The following is a 24,144-nucleotide window of genomic DNA, read 5'->3' on the forward strand; positions in this document are numbered from 1 at the left end:
AGAGATAAGAGAAAAGTGAAGGTTAAAATTCAGCTATGCTGAATTTTGATTGTATAGAGACTCCTAATTATTTTGATAATCCTTTTGTAATACTAGGTATAGTCTTAGTTTTTAAAAAGTTATCGCCGATAATCAGATTTAAATTCTCTGAAATTCTGCACAGCAGAATTTCTTCCTTCACTTTTCTCTCTACTCTTTACTCTTTTCTCTTATCTGTTTAAAGCATAATCTAACTGCTTAATATTATCTTCATTTAATTTACTTGCTTAGTTCGCAATATATTTAAACGATGTTATTCTTGACTTTAGAAGAAAAGTGTCTTAAAATATTATAGTAATTATGTGCTTGTAGCTCAGCAGGATAGAGCAGTGGTTTCCTAAACCACGTGCCGGAGGTTCGAATCCTCTCAGGCACATTGAAACATTTGACTAATATAGATACATAGCCCATAAAGTTAGTGTTTATGCGGGAGTTTTGAATGAAAAATTCAAGACTCCCGATTTTCATAGATGTAACCCTCTTTTGAGAGATATAAAAAAACAAAAGAGCAAATCAGAAAAAGTTCTAGTTTCTTTTCATAAAATTTATATATGCTATATTGGCTCTTTTTAAAGAATGATGACATCTGAAGTAATAGAGTCAATTTCATAGTAGTCTTTGTTCATGAAAAGTTCCTTCTTTCAAAACCATACGTAAATGATATGATTAAATCATTGGTATGTATTTACTATTTTGCTTTGGAATGATGCCTTGATGAGCAAGGACAGGAAGGAAAATCTGTAGCATTACGACAAGCATTACAACTTCAATTGGGAGCATAATTGCATTCTTTATAAGACTTTTTATAAAAAAGTAGTAATACCCTTTACCCAATAGCATACTGCTCCAAAGGCATCCTAATCCAACATGAATGCCAAAATCGATGGTCAATTTGCAAAGAAATACTCTTAACACTGAAATTTTGCACTGGTAGAGAAATATCCCGTAAATAAAAAATTCAAGCATGGAGGACAAAGTATACCCCGGAAAAAAGACAGTGGCAGGGATAAACAGGTAGCCGATTAGATCGTATGCCAATCCGGCGGATAAACCGACAACGGGACCGAAAATTATCGAACCAAGAGCAAGCGCTAAAAAAGCGGTGGTAATACGAAGGTTTATGCCCACCGGGATATAAAGCGAACTCAAGACTGTACTGAGAGCTATGGTCAATCCTGCGAAAACAAGTGAGCGTGAGTTCCGAAACTCGGAACAAGCTATAATCCAGTATTTTGGTGTGAAGATTGAATAAGTGCTGTTTTTAAACATGAAAAAACCTCCTTGAATATGGCAAGACTCAATGCCACATAAAGGAGGAATCACTCCTATATGCAGCAGCGGGATGCGATAATTGTACGGCAACTTTCGTATTAGTTTACGACTATGACGAATGTTTCCGTCCCGAGATCAACTCCCCGTTTCTCGGGCACATAACCCACAATTATCTACTCTGCCATTTTTTAAAAATTTGTAATACAGTACGAAATCAAATAATAACTGACGGATTTTCTTCTTTCCGCTTATAATGCAAAAAACCGACTATCTGGGTGGTTTGCCCAGACGGTCGGCCTTTTCCGTCATACTCCCTTGTGGTAATCCACATCCGTCAGTCATATGACTCTTATATTAAATGATAAACTTCAAACAGCTTTTTGTCAAGGAACTTGTATTAAATGTACAGAGCCATCACAAAAATATGGCGGATTTCTATATATAAGTTAAAGGAAAAGAAGTATGCTTCATGGCAAAACAAGTAAGATCAAAAGCTTCACTGTAGGAGAATATTCATATTCAGAAATTTATTGACATGATAGCACTCTTTGTTCCTCATTAAACTTATGGTCTTGGCAAGTATTTATCTTCTAATTCCGTATGTGCTATTTCGGAATATTTTTGAACGAACTGAGTTTTGGCTTCCGTATAGCCATCACGATTATGTTCATATTGCTTCCAGAGACTTAATTTTAACTTTCCGTATTCATTTGCCACTTCCTTATGGGCAATCAGATAATCCCGAAAATATAACTCGTCCCAGTTAGCATAATAGCGAACATGAAGATGATATACCTTTTCTGCAAAGCCTTTTGGCGTGTAACCTTTATTGAATTCAAGCTTTAAATCAGGTTTATCAATGGATAACATCAGTGTCCATCCTAAATTCATCAGTCTGCTTTCGAGTTCAGCTAAATTACAATCTCTGTAAATTTCAAGCAAAATATCAACTGTAGGCTTTGCAATCAGTCCCGGAACCGAAGTGCTGCCAATGTGATTGATTCGAGCTATGTCAATACCTTCAAGGTTTTCTATAATATTTTCTTTTTCTGCAAGATACCATTTTTTATATGCCGGATTATGCTCTTTAAGTATGATTGGAAAGAGTTCCCACAGCTCTTCTAAAGACATTTCAGATAATGACTTTCCCATATTCTTACCTCCTCATAAATATGATTATCGAAAAACTTACATCATCAAATTTAATATCAATGTTCAATATAGAAATTACCTTTAAATATCTGCTTTTTCGGCAGGCACATAAGTTAGATATAAAAGCACATATGTCCCGGAGAATGTCCGGGTGTATGCAGTACCCGCAAGTACGTCCACCGAGATTGATTATGTCATTATCCTTCAGCACCCTTGTTGGGGCCCCCTGAAAAAATGATAATTGTTAACATTATACCCTTTTGGCATATCGCAACGGTCTACCACCATTCCCTTGATTTGTTCCAAAGTCAGCGGAAATTCTCCGCTCAGCCAGATTAATTCATCAAAAGACTGCGGTCTTTACCATTTAAAAGATAGATGTGGGTTTCCTCCCAATGCCGGTATTCACTAATAATATGCGTATTTGCGTCAATATGATTTATTGTAAACCAATCTTTCATTTGACTCGTCCTTTCTAACCTGTTTAGGGTATAAATAATCTGAGTTCTAAAATGCTCGTGTGATTTCGGTTCCTTACTCAATTGATTTTGTACTCGATAATCAACCCTGACGCCCAATTAAACAACAGTTCAGATAGCCTATCAAACTCAGCCTGCCCCATATTGAACTGTTTTCTGAGCATAATGCCGATTTGCAAAATTTCCCGTTCCTGCGGCTGCAGCACAGGAATAAGCTTGGCCTTTTGCTTTATGTATGTCCCTGTTTGGTCATAATAGACTGCCTGTACGGTGAAGGCAGCTGATTTATAAAGGGCTTTCAATATTTCGGCGCTTTTTTCGTGTACCATGTTGTGACCGCACATGTGGTAGATATTGCAGGCTCCGATTCGGACGGCGCGTTGAATATCATCCTTGCCAATCAGTGGCAGCAAAAAATCAATGCTGCCGAATATCGGCGTGGTATCATGATAGAACTGAAACAGATCGGAACGTTCCCAATTGATTAACTCTTGTGAACCGGAGATAAATCCACATACTTTCTCTCGGTTCAGAAGTGTGTCAAGCATAGCGCTGTATGTTTTCAAATCTTGCGGAACCGCTTGGTCAAGTATAACAACCGCATCAATATCGCTGTTGACTGTTGCTTCGCCACGACCATAACTTCCCTGCAGTCCTACAAATAGCAGACGAGAGCCAAACAGAGTTTTAAGCTTCCTCAAGTATGTCTTCATCCAAGTATTTATATCAAAATCCATTTTTTGCTCCTTCGTATTGGCTTTATAAATCCAACTTCTAAATTCTTGTTTAACTGTGATATATAATTGTTTTTAAGACATTATATCACAATTATACCACAATTTATAGACAAATTGCGTAGTTTACCATTGGTATAGGCATTGCACATTTACAGATGGAAAGTTAAGCTTAAAAACTGGATATGGTTTATAAAAAAATTGAAAATATCATAGATTTTAATTTTAAAATGGTATATTATGTTATAATATGGCATATATAAAAATTTAGGAGGAGTATCTATGAAATTAAAAAAATCATTATCAGCTGTACTTATTTTTATGTTATTAGCAATTATAAGTGTTCCGGTAAGTGCAAAAACAAGAGTTACCTACAGCAAATTCTTGAAGATCAAAATGGGGAGCTCATATTCAGCAGTTGTAAAAATTGTAGGAAAAGGAAAAAGAGAAAGTTCTACATCAACAGCAGGAATTAAAATGACATCATATACATGGAGTGCAGGTTTAGGGGCCATGAGTATAACATTTCAAAATGGTAAAGTGTTATCAAAAGGTCAGGCAGGATTGTACAAGGCTTATGCAAAAGTATCAAAAAGAAAGTATAAAAAAATAAAAAGTGGTATGAGTTATAAAAAAGTAAAATCTATATTAGGAAAGGGTGGTCAGTTAACAGGAGAGGCAAAATCTTATGGCTCTGATTCCAGAAGCTATCAGTGGGTTAACAGTAATGGATATTTTATTACTTGCACTTTTAGCAATAATGTATTGGATGTAAAGTCAGACTTTAGCTTATAAATTAGTGAGCAGCTTGGAATATCTTGTTATAGATAATCTAAGCTGCTTTTTAGAATCATAAGAATTATGTTTTACTCATGCTTTTTTAGGAACTAGGAAATTATGTATTTTCAAACTGGTATAGACATCTATATGTATGGATGTTATAATAGCAATAGATAATAATATTAGAATGTATAATGATAAATAAAAGGAGTTTCCGATGAGTATAGATAAAAGTAGTCCAATACCAGTTTATTATCAACTTAAAGAGGAGATAAGAGAGAAGATAAGTAATAGCTTTTGGAAGGTTGGAGAGTGTATTAATAGTGAAAGAGAGTTATCTGAGGAATATGGAGTAAGCAGGATGACTGTGAGACAGGCACTTGGAGATTTAGTTCAGGAAGGTCTTCTTGTAAGAGAAAAGGGAAAAGGAACATTTGTATGTGAACCTAAGGTTAAACAGAGGGATATGATGAGTTTTTCGGAGGTGGCGAACAAGTTAGGATTTAAACACAGTACTGAAGTAATAGAGTTTAAGAAGATGAAAACACCAATTGAATTTAGCGACATCATTATGTTTGAGGAAATATATAAAATTGTAAGGTTAAGATTGATAGATGAAGTCATAGTTGCAGTAGAGACTGTATATATACCTACTGATTACTGCGGGTTTATTAATGAAGATTTATTGAAAGGTTCATTATACCAGCTGCTTGCAAGTTATGGGTACGAAATTGAAAGATCTGAATCAGAGATACAGGCTATTTTAATAGATGACTACTATAAAAAGCTTTTTAGGGTTGATGGGCAGATTCCGTTGCTTAAACTATCAAGTAATAATATAACGAAAGATAACAAACTTTTATTTGTAGAAGAATCAATTTATAGATCAGATAAGTACACGTTAGAAGTAAATATATTAACGCGAGAGGGGAAAATAAGATGAAAGTAATAATTACAAAAAATTATGATGAAATGAGCAAAGTTGCAGCTTGGGAAGTAGCTAAGCTTATAAAGGAAAAACCTGACTGTATTTTAGGCCTTGCCACAGGCAGTACTCCAGAAGGTATGTATAGTAATTTAGTTCTTATGAATAGGGTAGGACAGATAGACTTTTCGAAAGTGACAAGTTTTAACTTAGATGAATATAGAGGATTAAAGGGTGATCATCCGCAAAGTTACAGATATTTTATGGACAATAAACTTTTTAATCATGTAAACATAAATAAGAACAATACATTTGTTCCCAGCGGAGTTGCTGAGGACATACAAAAAGAATGTATAGAGTATGATGAAAGAATAAGAAATGCTGGAGGAATCGATTTACAGGTTCTGGGCATTGGAGGTAATGGTCATATAGGCTTCAATGAGCCTGATAGTTTTCTTCATATGGGAACACATTTAACTCCGCTTACTAAAGAAACTATTGAAGCTAATGCAAGATTTTTTGAGAATGAAGATGAAGTACCAAAAGAAGCTATTACTATGGGACTAGGTTCTATAATGAAAGCTAGAAAGATATTACTTTTAGCAAATGGAAAGAAAAAAGCTTCAATAATAAGTAAACTTGTTGATGGTAAAATAGATACCGAGATTCCAGCTTCAATATTACAGGTTCATAATAATGTAATAGTTGTTGTAGACGAAGATGCTGCAGCAGAACTCAATTTAAACATAACAACGAATGTTGAAATCGTAAAATAGTGATAGGAGAAAATGGTGACATGAGAAATATTGCATCTTTTGATGTTGGAGGAACATTTATAAAATATGGTGTTATCAGTGAAGAAGGAAACATACTGGTTAAAGGTAAGTTCGAGACACCATCTAACAACTGTAAGGAAGAGATTCCAGTAGTAATCATACAGAGAGTAAAAGAGCTTGAATCTAGTTGTTGTATTGATGCCGTTGGCATAAGTACCGCAGGGCAAATTGACACTGAAAAAGGAGAAATAATATTTGCTTCTGACAATCTTCCTGGATATACAGGGGCAAAACTTTCTGAAGAAATAATGGATAAGCTTGGACTTAGGTGTTTTGTTGAGAATGATGTTAATTGTGCCGCTTTAGGTGAGTTGTGGAAGGGAGCTGGAGAGGGTAAGAAAAGTTTTGTCTGCATTGCACTTGGAACAGGTGTAGGCGGTGCTATTATTATTGACGGTAAACTTTACAAGGGAATTGGAGGGTCGGCAGGAGAGATCGGTCATTCAATTATTGATATACATGGCGAACCATGTGCCTGTGGGAGTAATGGATGCTATGAAAGATTTGCTTCTACCTCTGCACTGATAAGAAGGTATTCTGAAAGATCCAATATTGAAGTGGAAAAATTGAGTGGCGAACTTATAGTAAGTAAAGCAAAAGCAGGAGAAGAATTAGCTTCAGAAGTGTATGACGAATTCTTAGATAATATAGTTGTAGGTTTAGTAAATGTAACGCATATACTTGATCCTGGACTTATAATATTGGGCGGTGGAATATCAGCACAAGGAAAGCCGTTTTTTGATGAGATAAATTTAAGGTTCAGGAAAAAAGTAATGAAGTATTATTCTGGATATACTGAAATTGTTCAGGCAAAACTTGAGAATGATGCTGCAATAATTGGAGCCGCATACAATGCTTTTGGTAATATGACGAAAATATGTAGGCTTGAAAGCTGAACAACTAATCTTTGATAAATACAGTAAATATATAATCTTTTATAGTTACAACGATTAAATGCATGATAATATTATAGATAACGATAACAATACTAATTTTTAGATAAAGGAGTGTTAAAATGTTCCTCATTCCAGAACCTCAAAGAGTTAAATATTTAGATGAAAAGGGTTTTATTATTAATAGGGATACAGAAATAGTCCTAGATTGCAAATGTAATTTTAATCATCTAGGGTGTGCGAAACAGGTAAAGACGGAAATAAAAGCCAACTTCAATTTAGATATTAAAATAAACAAAGGATTAGCTAAAGACCAGGAAGGCATAATATATTTAAATAAGAAAACAGGAAAGGAAGAAGGATACTCTATCAATATAGATAAAAATATTGTGGAGATAATAGGAAATGATGATGCCGGACTATTTTATGGTGTACAAACATTTTGTCAGATATTGAGACAGAGTGATGTTCAACTTCCTAATGTTAAAATAGATGATGCACCATATTATAAACAAAGGGGATTCTATCACGATGTAACAAGAGGAAAAGTTCCAAAGCTGGAAACTCTTAAAAGATTAGCAGATAGGCTCTCATTCTATAAAATAAATCAGCTTCAATTATATATTGAGCATAGTTTTGCATTCAAAAATATGAGTGAGATATGGATGAATAAAGATCCATTAACTGCTGAGGAAATACTTGAATTGGATGAATATTGCAGCAAAAAGAATATAGAGCTTGTTCCATCACTTTCTACCTTTGGGCATTTATATGAGGCATTGAGAAGTGAGAAATTTAAAAACTTATGTGAGCTAAATGATCCTGAAAAAGAGCAATTCTCATATTTTGATAGAATGGCACATCATACTCTGAATGTTTCAAATGATAAAAGTATAGAGTTTGTTCGTAATATGCTTAAAGAGTTCATACCTCTTTTCAGTTCTAACAAGTTTAATATATGTTGTGATGAGACATTTGATATAGGAAAAGGTAAAAGTTCAAAGCTTGCTAGGGAATATGGAGCAGACAAGTTATATGTTGATTTCTTGAAAAAGATAGTAAATGAAGTAAAGGTATATGATAAACAGATAATGTTCTGGGGAGATATAATTTTGAAGACTCCTGAATTGCTGAAAGAATTGCCTAAAGATATAATATGTCTTAATTGGGATTACTCAAAAGACGTAACTGACCATAATGTGAGGGTATTATCAGAAGCTAATGTAACCCAATTTGTATGTCCTGGTGTAGGTGGCTGGAATAGAATGATGAACTATATGGATGGAGCTTTTAATAATATAAGAAAAATGATTTCCTATGGTAAAAAGTATGGAGCAGTTGGAGTGTTAAATACGGACTGGGGAGATTTTGGACATATAAATCTACTTGCAAATTCTATGCCGGGAATGATATATGGCGCTGATTTGTCCTGGAACCCTGATGATAAAAGAGAATTTGATGATATAGATAGAGCAATAAGCATAATAGAGTTTGGTGAAAACTGTAAAGACATTATCGGAACTATTAGAGAGCTTTCAAATGAGGAAATAGCTGCATGGCCTTACATAATTTATTTTGCAGATTGCAAAATGCTGAATAGAAAAGTTACATATGAACATTTGGAAGGGTTAAATAAAATTGACAGCAATAGAATGCTAGAGGGATATCATAATGCATTGAAGCTTGAAGAAGAAATCACCAGAAAAGGTAGAAGTGCTAAATCAAGTAGAGTTATGGATATAGAGGAGTTCATAAACTCAGCTAGAGGAGTTGCACTTATGAATGCTGTTTGTTTGGCTATAAAAAAATATGAATTAGGGCATGATGAAATAAAGTTGCCTATAGACAATAATAAGCTGGCAATTGAATTAGAATATTGGTTTGTTGAATTTTCAAGTCTGTGGCGCAGAAGAAACAAAGAAAGTGAGCTTTATAGGATAAGAGATGTAATTAGCTTTATATGCAGCTTTCTTAGAAAACATATTGGCACCAAATGAAAAAAACAGCATGTTTACGAAGTAATTAAAAAGAAACGGTAGTATATTTTGAAGTAGTAAATTAAGAGAAGAAGACAAAAGAAGCAGTATGATAAGAGTATTTTGTGAATATTAAGAGTCAGGGCATAGGAAATGTTGTGGCATGAAGGAGATATAGAGTAAATTTAGTAATTGTTAGCGAATTTTATGTAAATTTCCGTTAAGATTTGGGCAGTGTTTGAGGCGTAGCCAAGTTTGCCCCAATTAGGAAATTTACATAAATTCGTGTTACGAGTGCTTAATGAACTGATCAATCTCCGTAGTGCCACAATATTTTTTTATAACAATTCTTTGAAATGTACAGTAAATATATGATTTTTACTTGAGTGAAATCATTTAAATAATGATAAGATATTACTGATTAAATATAGTTAGCAAACTAATAACCTATGGAAGGGAGAACCTTAGATGCTCGTACATGAAAAGACGAAGGCTAAATTCGAACTTATAGAAAAAAGATATGATAAGTATAGATATGAGAAGATAGCAACTATTCCTATGGAGATGTGGCAAACAAAAGAACATTTTACATGTGAGCCAGAAAACGTACAATGGCAGTCTGTAATGCCTGGAACAAGCTGGGGAGATAATTGGGTCACAGCATGGTTTAGAGGAGATGCTGTTTTACCAGAAAGGTGCTGTGAAAAGAAGGTATTTGTAAAGGCAAAGACTAATGGAGAAACTCTGTTTATCGTTGATAATAAATATAAAGGTGTTTTTGATGATAATCATCCTGTAGTTCTTATGACTCAAAACGGAGAAAGAAATAGGAAATACCATTTAAGCTTAGAAGCATATGCTGGACATCATAAGCCAGGCTGTGGTCCTGATGAAAATGATCCTATGCCAGAAAAGGATTGCAAGACTTTTGATGGAGTAGAAATAGTGCTTGAAAGAGAAGATGTGAGTGCTTTTATTTTCGACTTAAGAGTATTGAGACTGCTTGCAAACGCGCTTGATGATAATAGCCTAAGAAAAAATGTCATTATGAAAGAGTTAGTAAAGGTTTTCCAAATTATTGATACTATGCCTTCGGATGTGGAAGAAAGCATTTGGAGACCTAAACTTGCAGAGGCCAGAAAAATAATGAAGCCTCTTTTAGAAAAACATAATAGTGAAACTGTGCCTAAACTCAACATAGTGGGGCATTCACATATAGACAGTGCATGGCTTTGGCCAATTGCTGAAACTTGGAGAAAGTGTGCAAGAACCTTTTCTTCTGTATTGAACATTATGGATCAATATAAGGAGTTTAAATTTATTCAATCAGCACCTTATCATACTTCAGTAATAAGGGAAAGATACCCTGAGATATATGAAAGGATTAAAGAAAGAGTCAAGGAAGGAAGATGGGAACCCAATGGCGCTATGTGGGTAGAACCAGATTGTAATATTCCTTCGGGTGAATCTTTTGTGAGACAGCTGTTGGTCGGACAAAACGCTACCCGTGAAATGTTTGGTTATACTGGAGATACTTTATGGCTTCCGGACGTATTTGGATATTCAGCAGCACTTCCGCAAATATTGCAAGGAGCAGGAGTTAAATATTTTTGTACGACAAAGCTTTCTTGGAATGATACGAATCGTTTTCCTTATGATACTTTCATATGGCAGGGTATAGACGGCTCAGAGGTAATATCTCATTTTAATACTATTCCGGGTTCACCTGATCCTGAAACTTTGCTTAAACAATGGGAAAATAATGTTCAGCATAAGGATGTGCAAGATAGATCGCTTGCAGCTGTAGGTTTCGGTGATGGAGGCGGCGGCCCTATGATGGAAAATGTGGAGATTTCAAGAAGAGTAGAAGACTTAGAAGGCTGTCCTAAAGCTGAATATACTACAGTAAGTAATTTCATGCAAGGTATTGAAAAGGAACTTACGGATATACCCAAATGGTGCGGTGAACTTTATCTTGAGCTTCATAGAGGTACACTAACGTCTATATCCGAAGTAAAAAGAGGAAATAGAAAGACTGAGATCGCTTATAGAAATGCAGAAATTTTGAGTACTGTTAATGCTATTAAAGGAAGAAAATATCCAAAAGAAAAATTAGATGCAATGTGGAAGAAATTATTGACTAATCAATTTCATGACATATTGCCAGGTTCATCTATTTCCAGAGTTAATGATGAGGCTATCGGGGACTTTAAAGATTGTGCGGCTTCAGCTGAGGATATTTGTTCAAGCGTAATTGAAGACTTTAGCCATGGTGAAAATCCTTCCTTAATGGCTGTAAATACACTTAGCTGGGATAGAAATGGCGAAATCATACTCAGTGACATAGAAGAGGGATATTATCCTGATGTAGATGGGGTAAAAGCTCAGTGGATAAAAAATATAGATGGAAAAGATATGCTCGCTGTAAACGGAATTAATATACAAGCTTTATCAGGCAAAGTAATATCTTTATCGAAGAAAACTATAGAAAACAAATCAGCCTTCATACTAGAGGAAAATAGGATTGAAACTCCTTTTGCTATAGTTAAATTCGATGAGACAGGTAAAATAATATCCTTCATAGATAAAGGTTCAGACAGAGAAATAGTTAAAGAAGGCGGAGCATTAAACAATTTCTTGTTTGGTGAAGATATACCTGCTTTTTGGGATAACTGGGATATTGATATAGACCAAAAGCTTAAGATGAGAGAAGAAAACAGACTTGTGGATAGAACGGTGCTCTATGATGGATGTCTTCAGCTAAGAATAAGAAGCAATTACAAGATAGGAGAGAGATCCTTTATAGTTCAAGATATGATTTTCCATTCTGAGACTCCACAGGTAGATTTTGAAACAAAGGTGGATTGGAGGGAAAAACATAGATTGTTAAAAGTAGGTTTTGATGTAGATGTACTAGCTGATAATGTAAAGCATGAAATACAGTACGGACATGTTGAAAGACCTACTCATGAAAACCTTCCTCAAGATAGAGCAAGGTTTGAATCCTGCAATCATAAATGGTCTGATATATCAGAAGCCGAATTTGGAGTAGCGATATTAAATGATTGTAAATATGGAATAAGTACTATTGGAGGAAACCTTAAATTAAGCCTTTTTAAATCGGGGCTTAGACCAGATACCAGAGGAGATGAAGGAATACACTATGTTACCTATTCCTTTCTGCCTCATAACTGCAGTTTTTCTGTGGAAAGTGTAATAAGGCCTGCATATGAGCTTAACATGCCGATTGTATGCAGAAAAGTTGGAAATGAAACTAAGGATATTGATGGAATTTTAGAAGTAAATTCAAGCAATATAATAATTGAGGCTATAAAATGGGCGGAAAATGAAGAAGGCTTTGTTGTTCGCTTTTATGATGCTGCTAAGACAGGTAAAAAGGTTAATATCAAGTTTAATGTGGATATTAAGAAAGTAGTAGAGACAAATTTACTTGAAGAAGAGAAACGAGAAATAGGGCTAATAAATAATTCTATAGATATCTACGTAAAGCCATTTGAAATAAAAACATTGCTATGTAAACTATAAATAATTTATAAGGGCAGGTGTTTGTGATGAGCAAGTTTAAGATAAGCGGAAATCAATTTATGCTTAATGACAAACCATATAGGATATTATCAGGAGCTATTCATTACTTTAGAGTGGTTCCTGAGTATTGGAAGGATAGATTTTTAAAACTTAAAGCTTGTGGACTTAATACTGTAGAAACATGTATAGCCTGGAATCTTCATGAACCAAAGAAGGGCGAATATAATTTCTCTGGCATAGCTGATATAGTTAAATTCATAAATATTGCCCAGGAAACAGGATTAAATGTAATACTTAGACCAGGTCCTTACATATGTGCTGAATGGGATTTTGGAGGACTTCCAGCATGGCTTTTGGCTGAGGAAAATATCAAGTTAAGATGCTATAACAAACCTTATTTGGATAGAGTGGACAAGTTTTTTGATGTTCTATTCGAGAAGATCAGGCCACTTCTGTGCAGTAATGGAGGTCCGGTTATTGCTGTACAGCTTGAAAATGAATATGGCAGCTACGGAAATGATAAAAGATATCTTGAGCATTTAAAGCATAAGTTTATAGATTTCGGTATAAATTGTGTTATATTTACCTCTGATGGACCAACAGATGTGATGCTTGAGGGTGGGACGCTGCCTGACATATATAAGACTGTTAATTTTGGGTCAGGGTCTGTAGAAGCTTTTAAAAAACTTGAGGAATATCAGAAGGATAAACCAATTATGTGTATGGAATACTGGAACGGTTGGTTTGATCACTGGGGAGAAGAACATCATATAAGAAGTTATAATGATGCTGCTGAGGAACTTGATAATATATTAGAACAGGGTGCTTCAGTGAATTTATATATGTTTCATGGAGGTACAAACTTTGGCTTTTTTAATGGGGCTAATTATCAGGAAAAATATGAGCCAACAGTTACAAGCTATGACTACAATTCACCACTGACTGAAGATGGACATTTTACAAAAAAGTTTTTTGAATTTAGAAACGTGTTATCAAAGTATACAAAAATCGCTGAGACAGAAGCTTTGCAGCCTATAGAAAGAAAAGCGTATGGTAAGGTTAAACTTACTGAAAAGCAAGGATTATTTGGAGCACTCAAATACTTATCATTACCAGTAGAGATGGCTTATCCGGTTCCTATGGAAGAACTTAATCAGAATTTTGGATTTATCCTTTATAGAACTAGAGTTAAGGGCATAAGGAAGAATTGTGAAATTGATATAAAGGAAGTTCATGATAGAGCTCAGATATTTGTAAATGGTGAATATAAAGATACGGTATATAGGCCGGAGTATAAAAAGGTAATAGTGGACTTTGATAAGGATGAAAATGTATTGGATATTCTTATAGAGAACATGGGGAGAGTTAATTATGGACAGCATCTTATGGATTATAAGGGCATAACAGAAGGTGTGAGACTAGATTACCAATATCAGTTTCAGTGGAAGATATTTACCTTACCGCTAGATAATATAGAACGAATAAGATATGACAATCAAAATTCAAATTTTGAACCAACCTTTTATAGAGGATATTTTATAGTTGATGAGCCTAAAGATACTTACTTCAGTATTGAAGATTGGGAAAAAGGAAATGTATTTATTAATGGTTTTAATATAGGAAGGTATTGGAGTATAGGCCCTCAGAAAACATTGTATATACCTGCGCCTCTGCTGAAAAAGGGGCAGAATGAAATAGTGGTCTTTGATTTAAAAGGCATTAAAAACCCAATTGCCAATTTAGTAGATATACATAAGCTGTAATGGAAGGATGTGATTACAAATAGAAGAGATAGTAAAGAGAGCATCAGAAGTTGTCCCTTCCACACGGCAAATAATATGGCAGAGTATGGAGTTTTATGGATTCATTCACTTCACTGTAAATACCTTCACTAATAGAGAGTGGGGAGATGGTGATGAAGACCCATTAATATTTAATCCAACGGAATTTGATGCAGATCAATGGGTAAAAACCTGCAAAAGAGCAGGTATGAAAGGAATTATACTCACATGCAAGCATCATGATGGGTTCTGCTTATGGCCGAGTAGGTATACAGAGCATTCAGTAAAGAATTCACCTTGGAAAGATGGAAAGGGAGACATAGTAAAAGAAGTTTCTGATGCCTGTAGAAAAGAAAATATGAAGTTTGGGGTGTATCTATCTCCTTGGGACAGACATGAGAAGAGCTATGGTGATTCAGATAGATATAACGAGTACTATAGGAATCAGCTTACGGAACTACTTTCAAACTATGGCGATATTTTTGAAGTATGGCTGGATGGTGCCTGCGGAGAAGGTAAAAACGGAAAAAAACAGGTATATGCATGGGATGAGTATTATGATGTCGTCAGGAGACTGCAGCCTAATGCTGTCATAGCTGTATGCGGACCAGATGTAAGATGGTGCGGCAATGAAGCGGGGCATTGCAGAAGGTCAGAATGGAGTGTAGTACCAAAGAACCTTTTGAATGTGGAAAAGATACAGGATAAGTCACAAAAGTTTGATGACGGTAAGTTTTCAAAGGTCGTAAACTCATCGGATGAAGACCTTGGAAGCAGAGAAGCAATAAAAGATGCGGAGGACCTTGTGTGGTATCCGTCTGAAGTAAACACATCTATAAGACCGGGGTGGTTTTATCATCCTTCGGAAGATGACAAACTTAAATCTGTGGATGAATTATTGAATATATATTATGGTTCTGTTGGAGGAAATGCTGCCTTTTTACTTAATATACCTCCGGACAAGAGAGGTCTCATACATGAAGCGGATGTTCAAGTGCTCGAAGGTTTCGGAAGTGCTCTGAGAAGAATATTTAAAAATGACTTATTAAAGAGTTCTGCAATATCGGTATCCAGCAGGTTAAATGTGAAACAAGACGGAATGAACTTATTAGATGATAGCCTAGATACTTGCTGGTCTCCGCAAAAATTTGATGAAAATCCAACTATCATTATTGGATTTAGTGAGCCTAGAAATATAGATAGAGTGGTTCTAATGGAATATATAAAACTAGGACAGAAGGTAGAGGGATTTTCTATAGAATACAATGATAATGGAAAATGGATAGAATTTTTTAACGGAACAACTGTAGGTTATAAGAAGATATGTTGTTTTGAAAGGATTAACGTCAAAACAGTACGAGTTATAATCAAAAAATCAAGAGGTACACCCAGTATAGCAAGGCTTGCAGCCTATAATAGTGGAGTGTAAAAACATAAGATTTACAAGGAGGAAGAGTATGAACAAAATTAGTAACTACGAGATAATGGGGTATTTAAGTGATGCAGCCGATTGGAAAGAAGAAGACATTGATGCTGGAAAATTAACTTGTATAAACTATGCTTTTGGTCTTATCGAAAATGGCAAATTAAAGGGAGAACATTTAAAAAAGCTGAATATATTAAATAAGATAAAAAAAGCGAATACACACCTAAAAACAGTATTATCTATAGGTGGATGGGGAGCTGACGGATTTTCAGATGCTGTTCTTAATGAAGAGAGAAGAGAAAAATTTGTAGCTTCAACTATGGATTTTGTTATAGAAAATGATTTTGACGGGATAGATATCGACTGGGAATATCCTTGTGATGACCAAGCTGAGATTGTTGCTAGGGATTGTGACAAACAAAATTATACACTTTATCTTAAGCTTCTTAGAGAAAAGTTGGATGAACAGGGTAAAAAGGATGGAAAAAAGTATATACTAAGTGCTGCCCTTGGAGCAGGTCAAAAATATGTTGATAATATAGAGATAAAACAGGTACAGAAATATTTAGATTTCATAAATTTGATGACTTATGATATGAGAGGAAGCTTTACAAACATCACAGGACACCATGCTAACACGTATCCAATGGAAAAGCACCCTGATGATCGAAGTGCTGCAGGTTGTATAGATATACTTATAAATGCTGGAGTACCTAAGGAAAAAATAATTATTGGTGCTGCTTTCTATGGAAGGATGTGGGAAGGCGTTAAATCCAGTGAAGGTACAGGACTTTCAACTGAGGCAGAAGCTTCTGGCTGTGTTATGCGTGATTTTACTACCCTTTATGATGAGTATATAGACAAAAATGGATATAAGAGATACTGGGATGATATTGCGAAGGCTTCATATCTTTTCAATGGAAGCAATTTTGTATCCTATGAGGATGAGATATCTATGATATATAAATCTGAATATGTTAAACAAAAAGGTATAGGAGGCATAATGTTCTGGGAGTATCCTTTGGATAAGACAGGTAAACTCTTAAACAGTATATATGGAGTACTTGGAGATTATTAGATAATATTTATGTAAAGGAGAAGGTATATGAAGCTGGAAAGATTACAGGAGCCTAAAATAGAGTTTGCGCCGAAGCATTACATTTGTAAAAAGGCAAAAGAACAGCCTATTATAGATGGAAATTTGGATAAAAGCTTCTGGGCTGATGTTCAATGGACAAGTTATTTTGAGGATATAGAGGGAGATTTAAAACCAAAGCCACTAAAACAAACAAGGCTTAAGATGTTATGGGATGATGAATGCTTGTATTTTGGTGCGGAACTTGAAGATGATCAAATATGGGCGACACTAAGGGAAAGAGATAGTGTAATATTCCAAGATAATGATTTCGAAATTTTTATTGATTCTAGTGGTGAAACACATCATTATTATGAATTTGAAATGAATGCCTTCAATACTATATGGGATTTAATGCTTACAAAACCATATAGGGATAATGGGAAACCAATTAACAGCTGGGACATAAAAGGAATTAAATCTGCAGTAAAAGTATATGGAGCTATAAACAATTCTGATGCTAAAAATACTAAGTGGACTGTTGAGATTGCAATGCCGTGGAAATCATTAATAGAAATGGCTGGAGAACTTAGAAGACCTAATTGCGGGGAGTACTGGAGAATTAATTTCTCAAGAGTTGAATGGAGAACTGAGGTTAAGGAAGGGAAGTACAGAAAATGTATAGACCCTAAGACAGGCATTGCATATCCTGAATACAATTGGGTATGGTCACCTATGGGAATTATTAATATGCATTATCCTGAACTTTGGGGATTTGTAGTGTTTTCAGAAGAGGATGAAATAGAATTTTCAATACCTAAAGACGAAAAAATCAAGTGGCAGCTTAGAAAACTATATTATAGGCAAAGAAATTATTATTGTGATAATGGAAGGTACGCAGCTGACTTTAACGAAATAAAAGGCAGAGATAGGTGGAGTATTGACCCTGTTATTGAAGTAGCTAGTGATATGTATCAAATAACTGTACCATCAGAGGATAAAACATCCTCCATATGCATAAGAGAAGATGGAAGAGTATTTATTAATAGGTAAGTAATAATTTAAAATAATAGAAAGCGAGAGGGAAAAAATGAGCAAGAGAACAATTATAGGACCAGCATTACCTAATATACCATGGGAAGACAAACCATCAGACTGCAAAGAAGTTATATGGCGTTTTTCACAAAATCCAATAATACCAAGAGATTTATTACCTAATTCAAACAGTATATTTAACAGCGCAGTAGTTCCTTTTGAAGGAAAATTTGCTGGAGTATTCAGATGTGATGATAAAAGACGTGAGATGAGAATACACGCAGGTTTTAGTGATGATGGGATTAATTGGAAGATAGATGAGAAGCCAATTCAATTTATAAAGGAAAGTGAGGATTTAGGAGATTTTGAATATGCATATGATCCTAGAGTCTGCTTTATAGAGGATAGATATTATGTAACTTGGTGCAACGGTTACCACGGCCCAACAATAGGACTAGCATATACCTTTGATTTTAAAGAATTTCACCAAATTGATAACATCACAATGCCATATAATAGAAACGGTGTTCTTTTTCCAAGAAAGATAAATGGTAAATATGCGCTTCTTAGCAGACCAAGCGATACAGGACATACTCCATTTGGAGATATTTTTTACAGTGAAAGCCCAGATCTTGTTTACTGGGGAAAACATAGACATGTAATGGGTACAAGAGGTTGGTGGCAGAGTACAAAAATAGGTGCTGGACCTACACCTATTGAAACAACGGAAGGATGGCTTGTATTTTATCATGGTGTACTTACCTCCTGTAATGGATATGTATATCATTTTGGAGCAGCAATACTTGATTTAGAGCAGCCTTGGAAAGTGCTTTATAGAACAGAACCATATTTAATGGCTCCAAGAACACAATATGAGTGTGTAGGGGATGTTCCTAATGTTGTATTCCCATGTGCAGCACTTGCAGATAGTGAAACTGGCAGAATTGCTGTATATTATGGAGCAGCAGATACAGTTACAGGTGTTGCATATACACAAGTTGATGAACTTATAGATTTTATAAAAAATAATTCAAAACTATAAGGCTTAGAGGTGAAACTGATGGATTTGAAAAGAGAAGATATAGAACAGGCAAAGTATGACAGCATTGATAATAATGAATATGAAGAAAGCGCTATGGTAAGAAAAAGACTTGAATGGTTTCAGGATCAGAAGGTTGGACTTATCTTTCATTGGGGCGTATATGCAGTATCAGGAGTAGTTGAATCCTGGCAGCTCTCAGAAGGCGATGAATGGGCTAGACCTGGCTGGAAAGGAGATATTAAGAAACTGCAGAAGGATTACTGGGATATGAATAAAAAATTCAATCCTACAAAATTTAATCCTGATTCATGGGCAGAAGTAGCTGAAAAGGCTGGAATGAAATACATGGTGTTTACGACAAAACATCATGATGGCTTTAACATGTTTGATACTAAATATTCAGATTATAAGGTTACAGGTAAGGATTGTCCTTTCAACAACAATCCAAGAGCTAACATAGTAAAGGAAGTTTTTGATGCTTTTCGCAAGAAGAATATTGGTATAGGTGCTTACTATTCAAAAGCTGATTGGCATTGTCCATATTACTGGGTACCTGGAGAAAGGGCTTTGTCTCGTTATGCAAGTTATGACGAAAAAGAAAATCCAGAAATGTGGAATAAGTTTGTAGAATTTGTACATGGACAGTTTGAAGAACTTATGAGGGATTATGGCCACGTGGATATACTTTGGCTTGATGCAGGATGGGTCTGTGCACCTAGAGAAGACATTAAGATGGATGAAATAGCTAAAATGGCAAGGAGCTATCAGCCTGAGCTTTTAATTGTAGATAGAACAGTAGGCGGCAGACATGAAAATTATATTACCCCTGAAAGATGCGTACCGGATGCACCTTTAGAAAAGCCATGGGAAAGCTGTATAACTATGGCTAACAATTGGGGGTATGTTCCTAATGATGAATATAAATCTATAACAGAAGTAATTCATACCCTTGTAGATATAGTTGCTAAGGGCGGAAACCTATTATTAGGCGTAGGTCCTAAGCCTGATGGAACTTTACCAGAGGAGGCAGTTAACGGACTTCTTAAGGTTGGTGACTGGCTTAATGTGAATGGTGAAGCTATTTATGGTACCAGAGCTTATAAGCCGTACAGAGAAGGAAAATGCGCGTTTACTCAGAAGGGTAATGATATATATGTTATATATCTTATGGACGAGAAAGAAAAAGAGCTTCCTGAAAGCATAGAGTTCGAAAAAGCAGATTTTACAGGAAGAAAAGCAGTTAGCATTTTAGGCTCTAATGAAGGTGTGAGTCTTGTAAATGAAGGCAATATTACAAAGATAGTTATACCTAAAGCAGCAAGAAAAATAAAAGATCATGCTGTTGTATTTAAGCTATGAAAATAATGTAATGATATACATTATATGTAAGAACCTCTACGAGATGTTAATCTTGTGGAGGTTCTTTTGATAGATTAATAATGATAAAGGTTTTCAAAAAACGTTTTTATAATTAATCCATTAAATCTAAAATTATTCCAGTTTTAATTAAACCGTTTATAATATATGATTTAATTAATTAGTTATTAACATTCATAGCTAAAATAAATGGAGGTAAGGAGATTGGGCAAGTGAAAAATTTTGTTAGAACTATTAAAAATAACTATCAGTTTATGCTCATGGTAATACCGGGAGCGCTGTGGTTTCTCATATTCAGTTATATACCTATGTTAGGAATTGTTATAGCATTTAAAGACCTTAGAATAAGTAGATTTGGATTTATTCAAACTGTACTTGAAAGTAAGTGGATGGGATTTAAAAACTTTAAATATTTATTTAGTACGAAAGACGCATTTATAATCACAAGAAACACTGTTTTATATAATCTGGCATTTATATTTTTGGGACTAGTTTTTGCATTAGCATTTGCAATCATTATCACTGAAATGTCACATAAGTTTTTAGGTAAGTTGTTCCAAACAGCAATGTTTATGCCTTACTTTTTATCCTGGATTGTTATTAGCTATTTTGTTTATGCTTTTCTTTCTGATAACGGGTTAGCAAATCAAATAATAACATCTTTAGGAGGTAAAGCTGTAAATTGGTACTTAAATCCGAAACCGTGGCCATTCATTCTTATATTCACAGCTATCTGGAAGGGAACAGGATATAGTTCTGTAGTATATATAGCAACTATTGCAGGTTTTGACAAGTCATATTATGAAGCAGCTATGATAGATGGCGCTGATAAATTTCAGCAGATCAAGTTTATAACACTTCCATTATTAAAACCAGTTATAACAATGATGTTACTGTTATCTATAGGAAAAATATTTAATGCTGATTTTGGATTGTTCTATCAGGTTCCTATGAACTCTGGTGTGTTATACCCAGTAACAAATGTAATTGATACTTATGTTTACAGAGGACTTACAACAATGGGCGATTTTGGAATGACAGCAGCTGCAGGTTTATATCAATCAACAGTTGGATTAGTTCTTATATTAGTGTCAAACTACTTAGTAAGAAAATATGATAATGAAAACTCATTATTCTAATATTTATTGGAGGTGATTCAAATTAGTACTTCTAAAACTTTAAACAAAAAGAAACAACAAAGGGTATCAAATAGAGATGTAAATGCTTTTTCTAAGTTCTGGGACACCTTGTTAACAATAATTGTAGGACTATTTGCATTTGCATGTGTATTTCCGTTCCTGTTTGTTGTAATTATATCTTTTACAAATGAAAAGAGTTTAGCAAAATACGGTTACAGGCTTATTCCTAAAAAATGGAGCTTGTCTGCATATGATTATGTATTAAATTCAAGTGATTCATTAATTAAAGCGTATGGGGTAACAATATTTATAACCGTTGTAGGAACAATATTGTCTTTAACCATCATGTCTCTATATGCGTATGCAATATCGAGAAAAGGCTTTAAGTTTCGCAAGTTTTTCACATTTTATGCATTTTTTACAATGCTATTCGGCGGAGGCTTAGTACCGACGTACTTAGTTGTATCAAGGCTATTATCATTGAAGAATACAGTTTGGGCACTGATTTTGCCAATGGCCTGTGGGGCTTGGAACATTCTTATATTGAAAACATTCTTTAGGACGTCAGTACCAGACGCTATTATAGAATCTGCAAAAATAGATGGGGCTAGTGAAATAAGGACTTTTGTCCAAATGGTTTTACCTATATCACTGCCAGCTATGGCTACGATTGGATTGTTTTGTACATTAGGATATTGGAACGATTGGTTTAATGCACTTTTGTATATTGATAATCAGAATTTAATGCCGCTTCAGTATTTACTTATGAAAATACAAAATAGTATGGATTTCTTAACTTCTAATGTTACTAGGATGAATTCGGCAGATAGTGTAAAGGCTGTAGCACAATTGCCTAAGAATACGGCAAGAATGGCAATGGTTGTATTAGCAACAGGACCTATAGTATTAGCTTATCCATTCTTCCAAAAATATTTTGTACAAGGGTTAACCATAGGAGCAGTTAAAGAGTAATTTCCAACAATTATTAAATTGTTGAAAATATATATTAAAAAACAAGGGGGAACTTTTATGAAACACAAAAAAATAATTTGTACCGTTCTAAGTGTATTAATGGCTGGAGCTGTAATTACTGGCTGCGGTAAGAAGGACAGCGGAACAGCAAGTAAATCTGATGGAAAGTTAAAACCTTACACTATTAAATTCTATCAAATAGGAACACCTCAAAAAGATACAAGTGATGTTATAAAGGCAGCAAACAAATACTTAAAGAAAAAAATAAATGCTACTTTAGATTTTCAGTTTATTGATTGGGGTGATTATACCTCAAAAATGCAGGTTATGATAAATTCTGGTGAGAAATTTGATATAGCATTTACATGCTCATGGGCAAATGATTATGTTTCAAATGCTAAAAAAGGTGCATTTTTGGCACTGGATGATTTAATGGACAAGTATGGAAAGGATATGAAGCAAGTAATCGATCCTAAGCTACTTAGCAGTAACAAGGTAAATGGTAAGTTGTATGCAGTTCCTGCAAACAAAGAAATTGCTCAGCAAAGAGTTTTCAGATTCAATGATAAGTATGTACAAAAGTATCATATAGACATAAGCAAGTTAAATACTTATGAGAGCCTTGAACCTGTACTTAAAAAGATTCATGCTGCAGAGCCAGACATGAAATCAGTATATAGAGCAGAGTCAAGCCCAGTTGAATTAAATTTAGATGAATTAAGCGGAACATCTGCAATTGATATGGACATAGACGCTAAAGATAATAAGTTTAAAAACTTCTTTGAATTTGATAAAACTAAGAATTTCTTAAAACTTATGAGAAAATACTATAAGGCAGGATATATAAGATCTGATGCTGTTGCTGCATCTAAGAACGGTACAGATTGCGACAAAACAGGAAACTGGTTTGTAGATACATCCACAACTCAGCCATATGCTGATAAACTTTGGTCCGCATCTTTTGGATATAAAGTAGATACTGTTGGAATAGGAACTCCTGTAATAAATAATAGTTCAGTTAGTGGATCTATGCTTGGAATTTCTGTTACTGCTGAAGATCCAGACAGAGACATGATGTTCTTAAATCTGTTAAATACTGATAAGTATTTAAGAAATCTTCTTAACTATGGTATAGAAGGCAAACACTATACTAAGAACAGTGATGGAACTATAAGTATAACAAGTGAAGGTACAAAAAACTATTCAGTTCCAGGCTATGCGTTCGGAAATTTATTTAACACTTACTTAACAAAGGGAACACCAAAAGATAAGTGGCAGAAATTTAAAGAATTTAACGAATCTGCTATATCCGCTCCTACACTTGGCTTTAGTTTTGATCAAACTCCAGTTAAGACAGAGCTTGCTTCTTTAGCAAATATTATGGATGAATATCGTACTCCTTTAGTAACTGGTTCTGTTGATCCAGATCAATATACTAAAAAGGCAGTAGATAAACTTAAGGCAGCAGGTATAGATAAGGTTATTGCAGAAGCACAGAAACAATTTGATGCATGGAAAAAATAATGAATTGTTTATAAATTGATAATATATCAGACTAAAAATCAGGTAAAATTGCCTGATTTTTAATCTATTTATAAAAATACACGAAAATATTTAGTTTTTTTAAAAATGCATTTATAATTATTTATAGATAAAGAAGTAATG

The 24,144-nt window shown here is 34.5% G+C and carries 18 protein-coding genes, 1 tRNA gene, 1 pseudogene and 2 riboswitches; of the genes and pseudogenes, 16 read left to right on the plus strand and 4 right to left on the minus strand.

Annotation, left to right across the window (positions count from 1 at the left end; genetic code table 11):
- Positions 1 to 341 precede the first annotated feature (341 nt).
- Positions 342 to 415, plus strand: a tRNA-Arg gene (locus CLORY_RS02270).
- Between the two features lie 290 nt (positions 416 to 705).
- Here CLORY_RS02270 and CLORY_RS02275 read toward each other — a convergent pair.
- The 4 genes and pseudogenes from CLORY_RS02275 to CLORY_RS02290 form a co-directional block, all read right to left on the minus strand.
- Positions 706 to 1,308: a folate family ECF transporter S component gene (locus CLORY_RS02275; protein WP_079421905.1), complete on the minus strand. Its 603-nt coding sequence runs from the start codon at positions 1,306 to 1,308 to the stop codon at positions 706 to 708.
- A gap of 64 nt (positions 1,309 to 1,372) precedes the next feature.
- A riboswitch (THF riboswitch) is annotated at positions 1,373 to 1,494 on the minus strand.
- A gap of 92 nt (positions 1,495 to 1,586) precedes the next feature.
- A riboswitch (ZMP/ZTP riboswitch) is annotated at positions 1,587 to 1,663 on the minus strand.
- A 212-nt stretch (positions 1,664 to 1,875) separates the two neighbouring features.
- Positions 1,876 to 2,463, minus strand: a complete 588-nt coding sequence (locus CLORY_RS02280; protein ID WP_079421906.1) for a GrpB family protein — start codon at positions 2,461 to 2,463, stop codon at positions 1,876 to 1,878.
- A gap of 119 nt (positions 2,464 to 2,582) precedes the next feature.
- A pseudogene (locus CLORY_RS23645) lies at positions 2,583 to 2,924 on the minus strand (MBL fold metallo-hydrolase); the annotation flags it as partial.
- A 77-nt stretch (positions 2,925 to 3,001) separates the two neighbouring features.
- A complete protein-coding gene (locus CLORY_RS02290; RefSeq protein WP_079421907.1) occupies positions 3,002 to 3,679 on the minus strand; it encodes a nucleotidyltransferase domain-containing protein in 678 nt (225 codons plus the stop codon).
- Between the two features lie 279 nt (positions 3,680 to 3,958).
- Between CLORY_RS02290 and CLORY_RS02295 the strand changes: the two genes are divergently transcribed.
- The 15 genes from CLORY_RS02295 (at position 3,959) to CLORY_RS02365 (ending at position 24,003) form a co-directional block, all read left to right on the plus strand.
- Complete coding sequence (locus tag CLORY_RS02295) at positions 3,959 to 4,471, plus strand: DUF3862 domain-containing protein (protein ID WP_079421908.1); 513 nt, start codon at positions 3,959 to 3,961, stop codon at positions 4,469 to 4,471.
- 202 nt (positions 4,472 to 4,673) lie between these two features.
- A complete protein-coding gene (locus CLORY_RS02300) occupies positions 4,674 to 5,399 on the plus strand; it encodes a GntR family transcriptional regulator (RefSeq protein ID WP_079421909.1) in 726 nt (241 codons plus the stop codon).
- Positions 5,396 to 6,157 carry a glucosamine-6-phosphate deaminase gene (nagB, locus tag CLORY_RS02305; RefSeq protein ID WP_079421910.1) on the plus strand — a complete coding sequence of 254 codons (762 nt, stop codon included), beginning with the start codon at positions 5,396 to 5,398 and terminating at the stop codon, positions 6,155 to 6,157. Before CLORY_RS02300 ends, nagB begins: the two co-directional genes overlap by 4 nt.
- A gap of 20 nt (positions 6,158 to 6,177) precedes the next feature.
- Positions 6,178 to 7,113, plus strand: coding sequence for an ROK family protein (locus CLORY_RS02310; protein ID WP_079421911.1), 936 nt, complete (start codon positions 6,178 to 6,180; stop codon positions 7,111 to 7,113).
- 119 nt (positions 7,114 to 7,232) lie between these two features.
- Positions 7,233 to 9,107, plus strand: a complete 1,875-nt coding sequence (locus CLORY_RS02315) for a beta-N-acetylhexosaminidase (protein WP_079421912.1) — start codon at positions 7,233 to 7,235, stop codon at positions 9,105 to 9,107.
- Positions 9,108 to 9,554: 447 nt separating this feature from the next.
- Positions 9,555 to 12,632 (plus strand): alpha-mannosidase, encoded by a 3,078-nt coding sequence (locus CLORY_RS02320; protein WP_079421913.1) that lies wholly within the window; start codon positions 9,555 to 9,557, stop codon positions 12,630 to 12,632.
- Between the two features lie 26 nt (positions 12,633 to 12,658).
- Complete coding sequence (locus tag CLORY_RS02325; RefSeq protein WP_139375942.1) at positions 12,659 to 14,395, plus strand: glycoside hydrolase family 35 protein; 1,737 nt, start codon at positions 12,659 to 12,661, stop codon at positions 14,393 to 14,395.
- An 85-nt stretch (positions 14,396 to 14,480) separates the two neighbouring features.
- The gene (locus CLORY_RS02330; protein ID WP_079421915.1) at positions 14,481 to 15,842 is read left to right on the plus strand and encodes an alpha-L-fucosidase; all 1,362 of its coding nucleotides are present in this window, start codon (positions 14,481 to 14,483) and stop codon (positions 15,840 to 15,842) included.
- Between the two features lie 28 nt (positions 15,843 to 15,870).
- Positions 15,871 to 16,917: a glycoside hydrolase family 18 protein gene (locus CLORY_RS02335; protein ID WP_079421916.1), complete on the plus strand. Its 1,047-nt coding sequence runs from the start codon at positions 15,871 to 15,873 to the stop codon at positions 16,915 to 16,917.
- 27 nt (positions 16,918 to 16,944) lie between these two features.
- Entirely contained in the window at positions 16,945 to 17,967 is a 1,023-nt protein-coding gene (locus tag CLORY_RS02340; RefSeq protein WP_079421917.1) for a carbohydrate-binding family 9-like protein, read from the plus strand.
- A gap of 37 nt (positions 17,968 to 18,004) precedes the next feature.
- The gene (locus tag CLORY_RS02345; RefSeq protein WP_079421918.1) at positions 18,005 to 18,991 is read left to right on the plus strand and encodes a glycoside hydrolase family 130 protein; all 987 of its coding nucleotides are present in this window, start codon (positions 18,005 to 18,007) and stop codon (positions 18,989 to 18,991) included.
- Between the two features lie 18 nt (positions 18,992 to 19,009).
- Positions 19,010 to 20,350, plus strand: a complete 1,341-nt coding sequence (locus tag CLORY_RS02350; RefSeq protein ID WP_079421919.1) for an alpha-L-fucosidase — start codon at positions 19,010 to 19,012, stop codon at positions 20,348 to 20,350.
- A gap of 194 nt (positions 20,351 to 20,544) precedes the next feature.
- Positions 20,545 to 21,507 carry an ABC transporter permease gene (locus CLORY_RS02355; RefSeq protein WP_341456626.1) on the plus strand — a complete coding sequence of 321 codons (963 nt, stop codon included), beginning with the start codon at positions 20,545 to 20,547 and terminating at the stop codon, positions 21,505 to 21,507.
- Between the two features lie 108 nt (positions 21,508 to 21,615).
- Positions 21,616 to 22,479: a carbohydrate ABC transporter permease gene (locus CLORY_RS02360; RefSeq protein ID WP_242954307.1), complete on the plus strand. Its 864-nt coding sequence runs from the start codon at positions 21,616 to 21,618 to the stop codon at positions 22,477 to 22,479.
- 57 nt (positions 22,480 to 22,536) lie between these two features.
- A complete protein-coding gene (locus tag CLORY_RS02365) occupies positions 22,537 to 24,003 on the plus strand; it encodes an ABC transporter substrate-binding protein (RefSeq protein WP_079421920.1) in 1,467 nt (488 codons plus the stop codon).
- The last annotated feature ends 141 nt before the right edge of the window (positions 24,004 to 24,144 follow it).

Origin of the sequence: Clostridium oryzae, from assembly GCF_002029235.1 — a bacterium.
Classification (GTDB): Bacteria; Bacillota; Clostridia; order Clostridiales; family Clostridiaceae; genus Clostridium_AE; species Clostridium_AE oryzae.